This window comes from Glycomyces sp. NPDC050141 (assembly GCF_055586545.1).
In genome coordinates this window covers 53,406-67,633 of the sequence record NZ_JBVJHZ010000012.1, presented here as the reverse complement: position 1 = coordinate 67,633, position 14,228 = coordinate 53,406, and the positions used below count along the sequence as shown (strand labels likewise).

The 14,228-nt window shown below is 70.0% G+C and carries 17 protein-coding genes; 16 read left to right on the top strand and 1 reads right to left on the bottom strand.

Annotation, left to right across the window (positions count from 1 at the left end):
- Window positions 1-25: 25 nt before the first annotated feature.
- From ACZ60M_RS10020 to ACZ60M_RS10010, 3 genes are all read left to right on the top strand, one after another.
- Complete coding sequence (locus tag ACZ60M_RS10020) at window positions 26-316, top strand: hypothetical protein (protein ID WP_465416615.1); 291 nt, start codon at window positions 26-28, stop codon at window positions 314-316.
- A 260-nt stretch (window positions 317-576) separates the two neighbouring features.
- Window positions 577-1,386: a Tox-REase-5 domain-containing protein gene (locus tag ACZ60M_RS10015; RefSeq protein WP_465416613.1), complete on the top strand. Its 810-nt coding sequence runs from the start codon at window positions 577-579 to the stop codon at window positions 1,384-1,386.
- Complete coding sequence (locus ACZ60M_RS10010; protein WP_465416611.1) at window positions 1,383-2,117, top strand: hypothetical protein; 735 nt, start codon at window positions 1,383-1,385, stop codon at window positions 2,115-2,117. The genes ACZ60M_RS10015 and ACZ60M_RS10010 overlap by 4 nt, the downstream gene beginning before the upstream one ends.
- Before the next feature lie 79 nt (window positions 2,118-2,196).
- Here ACZ60M_RS10010 and ACZ60M_RS10005 read toward each other — a convergent pair whose 3' ends face one another.
- Window positions 2,197-3,192: an IclR family transcriptional regulator domain-containing protein gene (locus ACZ60M_RS10005; RefSeq protein WP_465416609.1), complete on the bottom strand. Its 996-nt coding sequence runs from the start codon at window positions 3,190-3,192 to the stop codon at window positions 2,197-2,199.
- Between the two features lie 215 nt (window positions 3,193-3,407).
- On the opposite strand from ACZ60M_RS10005, the gene ACZ60M_RS10000 reads away from it, so the two are divergent.
- Genes ACZ60M_RS10000 through ACZ60M_RS09940 form a run of 13 tightly spaced genes read left to right on the top strand, consistent with a single transcriptional unit; the run spans window position 3,408 to window position 14,209 of the window.
- Window positions 3,408-3,962, top strand: coding sequence for a hypothetical protein (locus ACZ60M_RS10000; RefSeq protein ID WP_465416607.1), 555 nt, complete (start codon window positions 3,408-3,410; stop codon window positions 3,960-3,962).
- On the top strand, window positions 3,944-4,825 hold the full coding sequence (locus ACZ60M_RS09995) for a hypothetical protein (RefSeq protein ID WP_465416605.1): 882 nt from the start codon (window positions 3,944-3,946) through the stop codon (window positions 4,823-4,825). The genes ACZ60M_RS10000 and ACZ60M_RS09995 overlap by 19 nt, the downstream gene beginning before the upstream one ends.
- 20 nt (window positions 4,826-4,845) lie before the next feature.
- A complete protein-coding gene (locus tag ACZ60M_RS09990) occupies window positions 4,846-5,481 on the top strand; it encodes an SAF domain-containing protein (protein WP_465416603.1) in 636 nt (211 codons plus the stop codon).
- Window positions 5,482-5,484: 3 nt separating this feature from the next.
- Entirely contained in the window at window positions 5,485-6,261 is a 777-nt protein-coding gene (locus tag ACZ60M_RS09985) for a hypothetical protein (RefSeq protein ID WP_465416602.1), read from the top strand.
- Complete coding sequence (locus ACZ60M_RS09980; protein ID WP_465416600.1) at window positions 6,258-7,565, top strand: CpaF family protein; 1,308 nt, start codon at window positions 6,258-6,260, stop codon at window positions 7,563-7,565. The genes ACZ60M_RS09985 and ACZ60M_RS09980 overlap by 4 nt, the downstream gene beginning before the upstream one ends.
- Window positions 7,566-7,567: 2 nt before the next feature.
- The gene (locus tag ACZ60M_RS09975) at window positions 7,568-8,428 is read left to right on the top strand and encodes a type II secretion system F family protein (RefSeq protein WP_465416598.1); all 861 of its coding nucleotides are present in this window, start codon (window positions 7,568-7,570) and stop codon (window positions 8,426-8,428) included.
- Entirely contained in the window at window positions 8,425-9,273 is an 849-nt protein-coding gene (locus ACZ60M_RS09970; RefSeq protein WP_465416596.1) for a type II secretion system F family protein, read from the top strand. The genes ACZ60M_RS09975 and ACZ60M_RS09970 overlap by 4 nt, the downstream gene beginning before the upstream one ends.
- Before the next feature lie 40 nt (window positions 9,274-9,313).
- A complete protein-coding gene (locus ACZ60M_RS09965) occupies window positions 9,314-9,505 on the top strand; it encodes a hypothetical protein (protein ID WP_465416594.1) in 192 nt (63 codons plus the stop codon).
- Between the two features lie 10 nt (window positions 9,506-9,515).
- The gene (locus tag ACZ60M_RS09960) at window positions 9,516-9,944 is read left to right on the top strand and encodes a TadE/TadG family type IV pilus assembly protein (protein ID WP_465416592.1); all 429 of its coding nucleotides are present in this window, start codon (window positions 9,516-9,518) and stop codon (window positions 9,942-9,944) included.
- Between the two features lie 2 nt (window positions 9,945-9,946).
- The gene (locus ACZ60M_RS09955; RefSeq protein WP_465416590.1) at window positions 9,947-10,381 is read left to right on the top strand and encodes a TadE family protein; all 435 of its coding nucleotides are present in this window, start codon (window positions 9,947-9,949) and stop codon (window positions 10,379-10,381) included.
- Complete coding sequence (locus ACZ60M_RS09950) at window positions 10,381-10,869, top strand: pilus assembly protein TadG-related protein (RefSeq protein WP_465416588.1); 489 nt, start codon at window positions 10,381-10,383, stop codon at window positions 10,867-10,869. Before ACZ60M_RS09955 ends, ACZ60M_RS09950 begins: the two co-directional genes overlap by 1 nt.
- Entirely contained in the window at window positions 10,866-13,562 is a 2,697-nt protein-coding gene (locus ACZ60M_RS09945; RefSeq protein WP_465416586.1) for a LysM peptidoglycan-binding domain-containing protein, read from the top strand. Before ACZ60M_RS09950 ends, ACZ60M_RS09945 begins: the two co-directional genes overlap by 4 nt.
- Entirely contained in the window at window positions 13,559-14,209 is a 651-nt protein-coding gene (locus tag ACZ60M_RS09940) for a prepilin peptidase (RefSeq protein ID WP_465416584.1), read from the top strand. Before ACZ60M_RS09945 ends, ACZ60M_RS09940 begins: the two co-directional genes overlap by 4 nt.
- Window positions 14,210-14,228: the final 19 nt, after the last annotated feature.

Here is a 14,228-nt window from a genome sequence, read left to right as displayed (position 1 = left end):
GGTCTCCATCCCGCTCTGCGTTGCTGTGACCGCCTTCGTAGTCGTGACGACCCTGTTGGGAGTCACGGGCGCCATCGTGGTTTCGACGCTCGCACTCGCAGTCGTCGTGTGGGGCATGACCGTCGGGTATTCGCGCCGCACCTGGCCCTACCTCGGATGCAAGACCTGTGGAGGCACCGGCCGCGACTACGAGCCCTTCCTTCTGGCACTGCTGTGCCTGCGGCACAAGCGGGCGTGGAGGGACTGCGGTGTGTGCAGCGGCAAGGCCCGGTACGACCGAAGAGACCGGTCGAGCAGGCGCACTCGTCGCGGCTAGCCTCGTGGAAACGTGCAACGGTCTTGCTACCGGATCCGCCAGCGCCCCTGTGCGGAAACCTTCCTCGCTGACCAGGGTTCGTCGCCCGAGTTTTCTAACGCTGGGGAACTCCTTCGAGCTCGCCGAGCTCCAGAGTATCGGGTAGGCACATTCTGCGGGTCCCCGCGTCGAACCGTCAACGGCCCCAATAAAGACCGAGAGCACTTCTCAGACATGGATCGAATACGCTACATCGGTTCCACGTCTGAGAGGCCACCCCCATGTCGATTGACGAGTTCAGCGCCGCCGTCGGCGCCGCCGCGGACAGTGTCGAAACCGCCCTCACCACGATCCACGCCGCGAAAGACACCGGCGAAGGGCTCGCCGGACAGCTCGCCGGCCTGGGCCTGGAGACCAAGACCGCGCAGACCCACAGCATCGCCGAGCGCCTCGAGAGCGAAGCCGCCGCGGCCGCGGCCGCACTCAAGACGAAGCTGGAGGAACTCCGGCAGGAAGTCGAGGGGCTCAAGCAGGGCGGTTTACAGGGCGGCGGTACCAGTCCCCGCACCGTCACCGGCCCGGCCACCACCTCCGGCGCACCGCCCGCTGCGCCCGCCTTCACCCCCGCCGGCACCTGGGAGGCCCCACCGCCACGCACGTTCGGCAACGAGTTCAACGCCCGATACGAGGAATTCGTCAAATCCGCCAACGGTGGCCCTGAAGGCGACCTCGAGTACCGGGTCGTCAGCCCCAAGACCGGGAAACCCGTGTGGTTCGATGCCCAACGGGTCGAGGACACCGGCAGCGGCAAGGTCGAGTACCTGCTCGACGCAAAGGGCAACTACGGCCAATTTGTCGAACCGGACGGCAGCACCTTCAAATGGTTCTTCCGCGAGCGCGGTGGCCTCGAAAGCACGCTGAAACAGGCCGAACGGCAGGTGCAAGCCGCTGGTGGACGTCCCGTCGAGTGGTGGTGCGCTGACGAGGACTTCGCGGACCTGATGAATGATTACTTCGACCGCGACGTCGTGCTTCGCGGCAAGATCGAAGCGGTCTACAAGCCGATGCCGAACACGGAGGGACAGTCATGAACTGGGCGCTGGTAACGAGCTCCACCCGACGGGCCGACACCGGTCTGGAGGGTGAAGCGGCCCGGCTGATCAGCCAGCTCGACATCGTCTCCCGGTTCATCCAGACCCAGTACGGCTTCAGTCCAGAGTGGCGAAACAGGTTCGCCGATGCCGCGCGCTGGCAAGAGGTCCCCGCTGTCGCGGCGCTCATCGAGCAGGGCGTCGCGCACGACGAGAACGTCCCGCCGCAGCCGTGGCCGGAACTGGGCATGTCCGGATCGGTGCAGGCATACCACCCCGAAACCGGCGAAGGCTTGGCCGACTGCCACTGGCACATCGGCGGCGACGGTGAATTCGGCTTCCACACCAGCTACACCTTCGAACCACCGCTGCCATTCCCCTCGGGCAGCCCGGCAGAACCGCTGGTGAACTTTCTCGTTACTGCTGCCGCAGGAGTTGAGGCCGACGAAGCCCGGATCACCGTGCGCTCGGTCCAGAGGGCACTCAGAAAGGCCCGGCGCGAGGCCGCGGGCCGACTTGGCCCGATCATGCTGGTGCCCGACAGCCGCCGCATCGAGCAATGGCCCGCAGGCATCACCGCGACTCCGGCACCAGAGGGATACCCGGACGGGGCCGTCGTGTCCGTCGATCCCGAAAGGGTCGAGTCCCCGAACGAGCTGGTTCCGGTGCTGCTCGAACTCGATGACCTCTTGAGGGAAGATGTTGCGCCCGAGGCACCAACTCAGGAATGAGCTGACCGCTGGCTACTGCCGCTCCCGTCCCGCAGCTTCTAGGCGTCTCCCGACTCGGAGTGCACGCCTGGTCTCTATCTCAGGTTGAAACTGGTGGGAGTGGCCCGTCGATGAGGTTGCTTAGCGCGACAGCCGCGTCCCGTAGGTCGCTCCTGAGTCGATCGCGGGCCCGTTCAAGTTGGTCGAGGCGCACTGAGGTGGTGAGGACGATCCGGTCGTCAGTGCGGGGGCCGTTGCGGACGAGGATTGCCAGACAGGCTCCCTCTGCACAGTATTGTCCCTCGGCCGTGTAGATCCGGCCTGGCTCTCGGATCAGTTGCGGGGCAAGGGCCTCTATGGTTGTCGGCGTCCGCTTGGTGAAGGCCCTCATGCCGTGGGTCTGGAGGTACCTGTGGCGTTGCGCGTCGTCAACCCAACTGAGTGCAGCTTGACCGCTGGCGGTGGCGTGAGCAGCGTCGGCTCCGATATCGGCTAGCAGCGAGGTGCCGTCAGGCGCAGGTTGCAGGTGCGAAAGGATCAGGCCGTCGGCTTGGGATAGGCGGACCAGGGCCGCGTCATGTCCGGAGACGCTGGAGAAGTCTTTCAACACCGTTACAAGGTCTTCGTCGCTGACGGTGCACGGTGGCAGGAGCAGCCCATCGGCATTGAGGCGGTACCGGTCATCCCCCACAGGAGTGATGCAGTCAAATTCGATGCCGATGGTCATGGCGGCGCTCACCGCACGGGGCATCAGGTCGGTTTCGGCGGCCAGTTCCTGGGTCGTCATGCCGTCTACCGACGCCTGTCGCAGGCGGGCGAGGAGCAATTGGAAGTCGCTGATGGCCTTGGCTCCGGCTACGAGGGTCGGACCCACGACGATCTGGTTCAGGAAGGTGCGGCGGACCCAGCCGCCGGCGACGAGCAGCTCGAGATGGTCGCGAAGGCTCTGATCGGAGGGCCGGTCCCCGGCGATATGCGGGCGGAGCTGCTTGACGGTGTTGCCGGGATGGTCGAGGACCGCCCGGAGGATCGCCAGGGTGCGCTCGGAAGCCTGCACCTGGTGCTTCCTCCGATTGGGATCGGCGCGTGTTTCCATGACCAGACACCTCCTGGTGCGGCGGTTCCGTACGCGGGTGATAGACCGCCCAAAGTGCGGGCGTCGGGCGGCGAAGTCCCGGTTTCCGGGTCCTCCCCGAATCAAAGTGTCAGCTATCCGACTCTCAGGACTGCGCTTACTTTCCGTGTTGTGGAACCATCGATTGCGTGAGTCACTATGGTACGCACCACACCGCAGCTAGCGGACTTTCTTTCGTGTTCGCACTCGCCGGCACGCTCCTTGCAGTCTCGGCCTGCACTACCGCAGGAGACGCTGGGCCAGCAGAAACTTCCGAAGACGCCGCCTCCCCGAGCACCTCCGCATCCCCCGCCCTCATTCCCGAGCAGATCGAGGACCCTGAGGACGCGGCCATCGCCGCGTACGCCCGTTTCTGGGACACGCTCAGCGCCTCGGTCGCTGCGCCGGATGGCGACTACAGCGAATTCGAAGCCATCAGCACCGATCAGGCACTGGAGTACGCGATCTCGATCGAGTCCGAAGCCTTCGACAACGGGACCCGCATGACCGGCACGATCAGCCACAGCCCTTCGGTCAAGGACTCCGTCGTGACCGACGACGCCACGCAGGTAGTCGTGCTCGACTGCGCGGACTCCAGCGACATGGAATCGATCGACCAGGACAGCAATACCGTCGCTGGCGAGTCCTATGGACCCCAGGAGGTCCAGGCCCGAGTCGAACTGCTCGAAGGCATGTGGATTGTCACGGTGATGGCAATCCAGGAGGTCGGATCATGCGTACCCGACGACTAGCGATCCTGACCTCCGCGGCGACCGCTCTGGCCTTCGTAGTCTTCGCTGCTCGTCCAGCCTCGGCCGACCTGGATCCGTCGTGTTCAGACGCCGACGACTGGTGCGAGGTCGAGGTCGAGATCCCCGGTGGGGGTGGCGGTAGCGGCACCGATCCGGGAACAGGCGACGGCGCAGAGCCGCCCGCGGGGGGCGGCTCGGGTACCGAGACCGATGCCCTGACCGACTGCACGTCCTCGATGCTCCAGGACGCCGACTCCCATCCGCTCGCAGGTCCCCGTCCGAACGATCGGTCCGTGCTGGTCATCGAGACCTGCACGACGGAAACGGGCTCCAGCATCCAGTCGGCCGAATGGGTCGAGCTCGGCGCCGACGGGCAGATGCAGCTCTCGCCCGAACTGCTCGCCCAGCGAGCGGTTGACCGCCTCGTCCTGCTGCAGCCCGGGATCGAGGCCAGCCCCGAGACGGTGCAGCTGGTGCAGCTGCCCACCTGGCTGTGGGTCAGCGCGACCACCTGGTCCGTGCGCACCGCCCAGGCCGCTGCCGGCGGCCTGACTGCGACCGCCACCGCGACGCCGGTCGCGGTCTCCTGGGACATGGGCGACGGCGCCACGGTCGAGTGCGACGGTCGCGGGACCGAATGGGAACGAGGCACCGATCCTGAGGCGGCCTCGGACTGCTCCCACACCTACACCCGGCCCAGTTCTGAGGAGCTGCCGGTGTCCGCGACGGTCACCTGGCAGGTGACGTGGGTCGTGACCGACGCCGGCGGCGGAGAAGTCGCCTCCGGAGCTGAGCCGGACATGTCCACGACCGGGCAGACCGCCTGGCCCGTCCTCGAGTCGCAAGCGCTCGTCGAACGATGAACGGAATCCACGGGGGAACTGTGAACGCCAAGACCACGACGAAGACGAAGCCGGAGCGGCGGCGCCCGCCGAGACGGACCGTCGCGCTAATCGCCTGCATCCTGGCCGCGCTCGGCTCCGCAGCAGTGTTCAGCCTGGTCGCCTTCACCAACGCTGAGGAGCGCACGACGGTCCTCGTGGCCCGCCAGGCCCTGGCGGCCGGCCACGTCGTCACCAACGCCGATCTGGACGAGCGGGAAGTTGCCGCGGCCGATGTGGCCGATCTTGAGGCGATGGACACCGACCGTGCCAGTTCGGTCGAAGGCAAGGTCGTGGCGGTGCCGGTCACCGAAGGCGCGCTGCTGACCGAGCGGATGCTGGGCGATGCGGCGCTGCCGGAGCCCGGCCGGGTCATGGCGACGGTGCTGCTGGCCGATGGGCGCTGGCCGACCGCGCTGGAGGCGGGCCTGCCGGTGACCGTGATGGGCGTGAACGCCGCCGGCGCTGCCTGGCAGACCGGGGCGGTCGCACTCGACATCGCCGTGCCCGAAGGCGGTGGCGGCGCTCTGGTGTCGCTCTCGCTGACCGCGGCCGATGCGCCGGCGCTCGCCGGTGCCGATCCGGCCTCGCTCATGGTCGTCATCAGCGCCCCTGTCGCGCCGACAGAGGGGAACTGAATCATGGGACTCATCGCCGTCGCCAGTATGGCCGGGGCCCAGGGCGTCACGACGACCGCGCTGGGATTGGTCGCCTGCTGGCCGCAGTCCGAGGTGGTGCCGGTCCTGGTCGAGTGCGACCCGTCCGGGGGCGACCTGGCCGCCCGCTGGAACCTCGAGGTCCGCCCGGGTCTTGCCGAGACCGGCCAGGCCGCAGCAGCGACGGACCAGCCCGGCCCTGAAGTCCTCACGGCTGGGGCTCAGCAGATCGAGGTCGCCGGCCGAGATGTGAGGGTCGTGTGCGCCTCTCTGGGCGGAGCCGAGGTGGCACCGGCGTTGGCAGTCCTGGCCGCCCCCGGGTCGAAGGCGATGCACGACCCGGATGGGTGGATCGTGGCCGACCTTGGCCGCCTGGACGAGCACTCGCCGACGTGGCCGCTGGTTGCCGCTGCGGATTGCACGGTGCTCGTGGCCCGGTCGCACCTGGAGGGCCTGGCGCATCTGCGCGGCCGATTCGAGACTCTCGCGGGTCGGTCCCGGGGGCGGTTCACCGTGGCACTGACGCCAGGCGCCTATCGGCCGAACCAGGCGCAGGACCTGCTGCGCGCAGCGGGTTTGGCGGTGCCCGTGGCGGGGCTTGCGGGCCCGGCCCGGCCGATCGGTCCGGACCCGATCGGGTGGCGGGGACGGCGGGCCCTGGGCGCTTGGCACGACCTCGCCGCCGCCGTCCGCGACCGCGCGCTCGCCCAGCCGCCCCTAGCCATCGAAGCGGGAACGCGCCCCGGGGAGGAGCGGTCATGACCACCTCGACGGCGCGACTCCCGGTGGGAGGCACGGACATGGCCGGCGAGGCCGCTGTGGTGGAGCGCCTGTGCATCGTCGCCAGGGGGATCCTGGCCGAGGGTGAGGCCCCCGGCGCTGCAGAGCGGCCCGCGGCGATCGCAGCCGCGGCGGAGCGGGCGGTCGCCGAGCACAGCCAAGAGCTGCTGCGCGCCGGCTCGGCTCCGGTCGATGCCGCCGGGCAGCGGCGCCTGCGTGGCGCCATCGAGGCCCGGCTGTCAGGCCTCGGGGCCCTCGCGCCCCTCCTCGCCGATGAATCCATCGAGGACATCTGGTGCATCGGATACGACAACGTCCACATCGTCCGCGCCGGCGACGTTCGGGAGCGCTCCGCACCGATCGCCGGGTCAGATGCCGAACTGGAGGACCTGGTCCGCGGCATCGTCTCGGCAGGTGGAGCCGATACCGAGCGGCGCTTCGACGCGGCCAACCCGATGGTGAACGCCCAGTTGCCCGACGGGTCGCGCCTGCACGCGACCATGGGCGTCTCCGACCGCATCACGGTCTCGATCCGGCGCCACCGCATGGTCGAGGCCAGCATCGACGACCTCCAAGCCACTGGCATGTTCGACGCCGATATCGCCGCGTTCTTCCGTGCGGCGGTCGCGGCCCGGTTCAACATGATCATCTCCGGGCCGTTCCGGTCGGGCAAGACCACTCTGCTCGGCGCACTCGCCGGGCTCCTGCCGCCCGAAGAGCGGCTCATCACCATCGAGGACGCTCGCGAGCTGGGCCTGCACCGCGACTCCCGGCACACCCAGGTCGTCTCGTTCGAGACGCGGGAGGCCAACATCGAAGGTGCCGGCGAGATCAGCGCCTCCCGCCTGTTCCGCGAGGCATTGAGAATGTCGCCGGATCGGATCATCGTCGGCGAAGTCCGCGGCGGCGAGGTCCGGGTCATGCTCGAGGCGATGTCGACCGGCACCGACGGGAGCCTGTGCACGATGCACACCAGCTCCAGCCAAGGCGTGTTCTCGAAAATCAAGAGCTTCGCACGCGACGGCGGCCTCGACCCCGAAGCCTCAGCCGAGAAGATCGCCGAGGGCCTGGACTTCGTCGTCCAGATCCGCCACACCAAAGCCCGCGGCCGCTACATCGCCTCGATCCGCGAAGTCCGCGGCGCCGACGGCATCCAAGTGGCCAGCAACGAGCTGTGGGAGCCGACCAACGACGGCCGGGCGCTGTTTCGGACCATGCCCAGCGCCGAACGGGCCGAGCGGCTCGCAGAGCACGGCTGGACCCAACCCGAACTGGCGGGGTGGTGACGATGCACTGGACCATTGCGGCCGTGTTCGGTGGGGCGTTCGGGCTCGCTGTCGTCGGCGCGGTGCTGGCCGCCCGCCCACCGAAGCCCGCCACCGTCACCGCACCCGTGACGAGCCGGGCCGCAACGGTTCCGGTGTTGCGCTTGGCGCTAGCGGTCTTGGCGGCGGGGGCGGTATTCGCGGCCACCCGCTGGCCGGTCGCTGCCGCAGCCGCCGGCCTCCTCGCCTGGTTCGCGCCCAGGATCTTCGGCGGCGCCAAGAAGTTCGAGACGGCCATGGAGCGCATCGATGCCGCCGCCGCGTGGGTCGAGTCCTTGCGCGACAACCTGATCGCCGCCGCCGGATTGGAGGCGACCATCGTCGCCTCGGCCCGCCGCGTCCCCCCGGGCCTGCGGATAGAGATCGAAGCGCTCGCAGGCGCCCTACGCGCTGGGACGCCGCTGCGGGCCGCGCTGCTCGACTTCGCCGCCGCGGCCAACGACCCGACCATCGACGACGCCGTGATCGCACTTCTGGAGGCGTCTTCCAGCGCCGGGAACCTCGCTGCGGTGCTCACCCGCCTGGCCGAGGAAGCCCGCGAGGAAGCGGGGCGGCGGATGCGCATCCGCGCCGCGCGCGCCCGCATCCATACCGCCGCGCGGGTGATCACCGTCGTCATCGTCGCCATGGCCGCGCTGCTGATCGCCTTCGGCGGCTCCTACCTGGAGCCGTACGACGGCCTTGCCGGGCAGGTCGTGCTTGCGTTCGTGTTCGGCCTCGGCGCACTCGGGCTGTGGTCGCTGTACCGGCTCGCTGCCGAGCCCGAACCGCCGAGCCTGCTGCGCCCGGCCAATGGCGCGAATCTGGAAGGAGCCCAGACGTGAACGTGCTCATCCCGATCGTCCTCGGCGGCGTCTTCGGCACCGCCATCACCGCCAGTGTCTTCGTGCTGCGTCCCGCCCGGCCCACACCGGCAGCGGCCTTGCAGACCCTCACCAGCACTGCCCCGACTGGCCGAACGGAGCCGACCGACCGTGCGGGGTTCCCGTCGGACCGGGTGCGGCAGGACCTGGCCGCGATCGGCCAGACCCCGGCCGCCTACCAGCGCCGGCTGGTCCGGATCGTCGCGACCGCCGCCAGCGCGCCGCTGCTCCTCGCCGGGCTCTTGGCGCTGTCCGGGACCGGGATCGGGCTTATCGTGCCGCTCGGCCTGTCGGTGTTCGCCGCGCTCATCGCCTACCAGTTCGCCACCGCGCAGGTGCGCGTCGCCGCTACCGAAGCGCGGGATGAGTACCGGCGGGCCCTGGCCGCCTATCTCGGTCTGGCCGCGATGCGCCTGTCCGCGGGCGCCGGGATCGAGTCGGCGCTGCGCAAGGCCGCCGCCGCAGGCCACGGCCCGGCCTTCGAGGCCATCCGCGCCGCCCTCGACCGTGCTGCCATCCTCGGCGAGACCCCGTGGGACGCCCTAGCCGACCTCGGCGAACGCATCGGCGTGGCCGCCTTCGAGCAGCTCGGCGCGACCGCCGGCCTCGCCGGTGAATCCGGGGCGCGCATCGGCAAATCCGTGGCCGACCGCGCCCGGGCACTGCGCCTGGCACGCCTGGCGGAGCTCGAGACGAAGGCGAACATCGCCACCGAGCGGATGAGCCTGCCCATCGTCGCGCTCGCCTCCAGCTTCCTGCTGCTGATCGGCTACCCCTCGATCACCGCCGTCCTGACAGGACTCTGAACCACCGACCGCAACTACTGGAATCGATTACGGGGGAATCATGTACAGCACCTATATCGACTGGATCCGCTGCCAGACCTGGCACCTGCGGCAAGCCGTCCGCGAAGACGGCGGCAGGGGCGGGATATCCGACGAAGTCTCGTGGATGGCCATCATCGTCGGTGCCGCGATCACGGCCGCCGGGCTGATCGCCGCGGCCGTCGTCGCCAAAGCCGGCGGGATCTCCTTCTAGGGGATCGGCCATGGACATCACACCACTCCCGCTGCTGGGCTCGCCGGTACGAGGCCGCGATCGCGGTGCCGGCGTCGTCGAATCGGTGATCGCCGCGCCCGTGCTCATGTTGATGCTGCTCCTGGTCATCCAGGTCGGCATCTGGGCGCACGCCCACCACGTCGCTGCCGCGACCGCGCAGACCGCACTCGCCGCTGCGCGCGCCGAGGAGGGATCGGCCGGGACTGGGACCGCTGCGGGTGCTGAAACCCTCGGCGTCAACGCCGGCGGAGCGCTCGAAGGGGTCGCCGTCGAGGTCAACCGAGGTGCCGAGACCGTCACGGTCACCATCACCGGGCAAGCGCCCTCGATCGTCCCGATCCCCGGCCTGGACTGGGACGTCGAGGCATCGGCGACCGGCCCGGTCGAGCGTTTCATCCCGTCGGGAAGCGGAGGCTGATCATGCGTGAACGGGATCAGTTCCTCACAGCGCCCGCCGGCCTCGCGCCTCGGCGGCGGCTCGACGAGGGGTCGGCCGCGGTCGAGCTGGTGCTCATGGCACCGATCCTGATCGCCTTGACGCTGCTCATCGCCGCCGCCGGCCAGATCGTCCAGGGCCGGATCGACACTGACGGCGCCGCGCACGCCGCCGCCCGGGCCGCCAGCCTCGAACACACCATGGCCTCGGCCCAGGCCGCCGCCGAAGCGGCGGCCACCGCGAGCATGGGCGACCAGTGCGGCAGCGCGACCGTCGGGCTAGCCGGGGATCTGGAACCCGGCGGGACGGTGACCGCGACGCTCTCGTGCACCATCAGCGTCGACTCCCCGATCTGGTCCTCCTACGAGGTCACCTCGACCGCCTCCTCCCCCGTCGACGCCTGGCGGGGTGAGCCCTGATGCGCCCCGAGCCCCTGCCGTTCCCTGGCATCCAAGGCCATCAGACCGAGCGCGATGCGGGATATGCGACCGCGCTCGTCCTGGTCATGTTCGCTGCGCTCATCGCCGTCCTCGGCTTGGTCGTCGACGCCGGCGGCGCAGCGGCCGCCGATGCCCGCGCCCAAACCGCCGCTGCCGAGGCCGCCCGCGCCGGCGCGAGCGAGATCGACCTGGACTTCCTGCGCACCAACAACGTCATCCGGCTCGACCCCGCCGCCGCCCAGGCCGCCGCCAGCGCCTGGCTGGGCGCCACGGGCCACACCGGGACCGCCTCGGCCACCGTCGCCGAGGTCACCGTCACCGTCGAAGCCTCCCACCCCACCCAGATCCTCACCGCCGTCGGCATCGGCGCCATCCCCGTCACCGCCACGGCGACCGCCGGCCCCGACCAGGGCACCGATCTCGCCGCACCACCAGCCGCACCGTCAACCGAAGGGAACGGGCCATGACTCGTCTTGCCGCGCACCACGACACCCCGTCCGCGAAGGCTTCGATGGCCGCCAGGGCGCTGTGGGGCACCGCCGCCGGGATCGGCCTCGCCGTGCTGCTGGTCGGCGTCCCGGTCGTGCTGACCACCGCGTTCGGCTGGCCGCCCGCGCTGCCCACCGGCGACGAGATCACCTACTGGCAACTCCATGAAGCCGACCTCGCGTGGAAGCTCCTGGGCCTGGCCGGCTGGGCGGTGTGGGCTTGGATGGCGGCCGTGCTCATCGGCCAGATCGTCCACGCCCTGCGCTGGGGCCTCAGCCCCCAGACCTTGCGCGACACGGCCAGTCCGGCACGGTGGCTCGCCGGCGCCCTCATCGGAGCCGTCGCGGCCGCAATCCCGACCGCAGGTGCAAGCGCCGCGACTCCCGCCGTCCCCGCGGCTACCAGCCTCGACACCGGCGAGGCCGCAGCCGATACCGACCGGACCAGCGCTCCCCGGCCGCTGGTGTGGGCAAGCCCGAACGCTGCCACCACGGCGTCGACCACCGCAAGCGACACCGAAGTCGAGGCACCGGCAGAGGCGGCAGCCGATGCTGAAGGGACCGTCCACACCGTGCAGCGGGGAGAGAACCCGTGGACGCTCGCCGAGCACTATTACGGCGACGGTGCGCAGTGGCAGGCGATCTGGAGCGCCAACAAGGACACGATCCAGCCCGACGGGCGAACCTACACCGATCCCGGTGAGATCCACCCAGGCTGGCGCCTGGTCATCCCCGACCACACCGATACCGGGGAGGAGTCGGACGAGGACGGCTTCATCCACGAGACCGTCGAAGACGGCGAGAGCCTCTGGGGCTACGCGGAGCGGTATCTCGGCGACGGCTCCCGCTACGACGAGATCGCCGACATCAACTACGGCCGCGTCCAAACCGACGGCCGCACGCTCATCGACCCCGCTGTCATCCTCAACGGCTGGGACATCCTTATCCCGACCGACCAGGCCCACAGCCCTGAAACACCGGCTGAAGAAGTTCCCGGGTCTGAGCCCGAGGAGGATCCGCCCGAAGGCGACGACGGCCCCGTCCCTGACACGCCAGCGCCGACACCGGCAGAGCCCACCGCTCCCGTACCGGAGACGACCGATCAACCAGCCGGTCCCGAGCCCAGCGGAAACAGCGACGCGGCCTCGGAAGCCAACAGCGATCAGTCGTCCTCGAACCCGTTCGACGCCGTCCCCTTCGGGATCTGGCTGACCGGCGGCACCTGCTTGGCCGCCGCGACCGTCGCCGCCCTCGCCGCACGCCTGCGCCGCAGGCACAGCAGCAGCAACCTCCGCGACGCCGCATCGGCGAGCCCGGACGACCCGATGACCGGTCGGCTCTCGGACTTGGAAACCATCATCGAGGCCGAGAACCGCAAGCTCACCACACCAGCAGACGACCAACTTGACGTGGCATCGGTGACGCTGGCCGTCGGCGCCGACCGCGCCCCAGTCGACCTGCGCCACCTGACCGGAGCCGGCATCGGCCTGCTCGGACCCGGCCAACACGGGGTCGCACGCGCCGCCATCATCGCCGCCGCCACCGCAGGGGTCCAGGTACGCCTGACCGAGGCCGCGAACCTGCGTCTCGACCTCGACGTCGACCAGCTGCCCGAGCAGGTGCAGTTGGTCGCCGACCTCGAAGCCGCTACCGATCTCGAGCCTGGTGGTGAGACCGTGGTCGTGTGCGCCGATACCGAGACCGACCAGGTCGCTCGGCCGGCACTGGACGGTTTCCTCGGCGCCGACGGGCACGGGGCGACCATCCTTGGCGAGTGGGCGCCGGCCACCGTCCACGTCGCCGGCGACGGCACCGTCGAAGCGACCACCGGAATCCCGGACGACCTCGGCATGCTCCACATCGCCGACCATGACACCACTGCCGCGCTCCTGAAAGGACTAAAGGAGGACAACCAGTCCAATATCCCGGGGCCCGACGAGGCCGAAGCGCCGAACACCGAGCCCTCCGCCGACGACGCAACGCAGGAGCCCGAGCCGCTAATGGAGGTCGCTGACGACAGCGCCGACGAGCCCGCACCGGGGTCCACGCCGCCGGCCACCGCCGATACCGCCTCGTCGGCTCCGCACCTGTGCCTGTTCGGCACGCCCGAGGTCTACGTCGGGGAGCAGCCGGTCGTGTTCAAGAAGGGCAAGCGCGCCAAGGCGTTCTTGACCTCCCTCGCGCTCGCCGACGGGCCCCTGAGCCGCGCCGAGCTGATGAACGCGGTCCTGCCCGGCTACGACGATCCCGTCAAGGCCCGCACCAACCTCAACACCATCGGTTCCTCGCTCCGAGCGAACCTCCAAGACGCAACCGGCACCAAGACGACCGTCTACCACTGGGACAAGGCCACCGACCGGTACGAACTCGAGCCCGGCGCCTTCACGACCGACCGCGACGCCTTCGACGCCGCCGAACAATCCGCCGCGCTCGCCACCGACCCGACCGAGGCCGCCGCACACCTCGAGGAAGCGGCCCGCCTCTACACCGGCGACCTCGCCCCCGACCTCCACACTCCGCAAGCGGAAGAGCTCCGCGGCCAGTACCGCGCCGCGGCTGCTCGTGCACTGCGGAAACTCGCCGACTACTGGGCTGCGAACGGCGACGCGGCACGTGCCGAGCACTACCGCTCCCGCGCCGGCGCCCTTGCACCCGAAGCGGACACGACGTGATCGTCGCCGCCGTGCTCAGCGGCACCCTCGCCGCAGTGCTCGGGCAGTACGCATTTCAGCTTGAACCCGCCCACGCCGGGCGCTTCGCACCCGACCTCACCGGGCCCCAGCGCCGCTATACGACCGTGGCGATCGCGGTCTTCGGGGCCGCAGCCGGGGCGACAGCGGCCCTCCTGGCCCCTGCCAGGCCAGCGTCGGCTGCCCTGATTCTTGCCGCTGCCACCGCCCCTGCTCTGGCGTTCATCGACGTCCGCGCCATGCGTCTCCCGCTGGTCCTCTCCGGGCTGCTCGCCGCGGCGGCGGCCTGCGCGTTCGGCACCGATGCCCTCGTCCACGGCACCTGGTCGCAGTTCTGGTCGGCGCTCGGCGCGGCATGCGCGATCGGGATCCTCGCACTGGCCTGGTGGTATGCCGCCAATGGACGGATCGGGCTCGGCGACGTCGCCCTCATCGCCGTCATCGCCTTCTACCTGGGCTGGCACGGATGGGCCCACGCCTGGCTCGGCATTCTGTCCGCCCTGCTCATCGCCGCCGCGATCGCCGCCATCCACAAGCTCCGCCGTCGCACGCGCGGCGACTTGATTCCGGCCGGTCCCGCACTCCTGGGCGGCTGGTGGCTGACCGCCCTGCTTGCGATGACCGGTTAACGGCCGAACCGCTCGATGA

Bases quoted from the DNA above. Each gene is read 5' to 3' on its own strand.
- ACZ60M_RS09955 (WP_465416590.1), top strand. From the start codon at position 9,947: ATGCGTGAACGGGATCAGTTCCTCACAGCGCCCGCCGGCCTCGCGCCT.
- ACZ60M_RS09945 (WP_465416586.1), top strand. From the start codon at position 10,866: ATGACTCGTCTTGCCGCGCACCACGACACCCCGTCCGCGAAGGCTTCG.
- ACZ60M_RS09985 (WP_465416602.1), top strand. From the start codon at position 5,485: ATGGGACTCATCGCCGTCGCCAGTATGGCCGGGGCCCAGGGCGTCACG.
- ACZ60M_RS09975 (WP_465416598.1), top strand. From the start codon at position 7,568: ATGCACTGGACCATTGCGGCCGTGTTCGGTGGGGCGTTCGGGCTCGCT.
- ACZ60M_RS10010 (WP_465416611.1), top strand. From the start codon at position 1,383: ATGAACTGGGCGCTGGTAACGAGCTCCACCCGACGGGCCGACACCGGT.
- ACZ60M_RS09995 (WP_465416605.1), top strand. From the start codon at position 3,944: ATGCGTACCCGACGACTAGCGATCCTGACCTCCGCGGCGACCGCTCTG.
- ACZ60M_RS10005 (WP_465416609.1), bottom strand. From the start codon at position 3,192: ATGGAAACACGCGCCGATCCCAATCGGAGGAAGCACCAGGTGCAGGCT.
- ACZ60M_RS09960 (WP_465416592.1), top strand. From the start codon at position 9,516: ATGGACATCACACCACTCCCGCTGCTGGGCTCGCCGGTACGAGGCCGC.
- ACZ60M_RS10015 (WP_465416613.1), top strand. From the start codon at position 577: ATGTCGATTGACGAGTTCAGCGCCGCCGTCGGCGCCGCCGCGGACAGT.
- ACZ60M_RS09950 (WP_465416588.1), top strand. From the start codon at position 10,381: ATGCGCCCCGAGCCCCTGCCGTTCCCTGGCATCCAAGGCCATCAGACC.
- ACZ60M_RS09965 (WP_465416594.1), top strand. From the start codon at position 9,314: ATGTACAGCACCTATATCGACTGGATCCGCTGCCAGACCTGGCACCTG.
- ACZ60M_RS09980 (WP_465416600.1), top strand. From the start codon at position 6,258: ATGACCACCTCGACGGCGCGACTCCCGGTGGGAGGCACGGACATGGCC.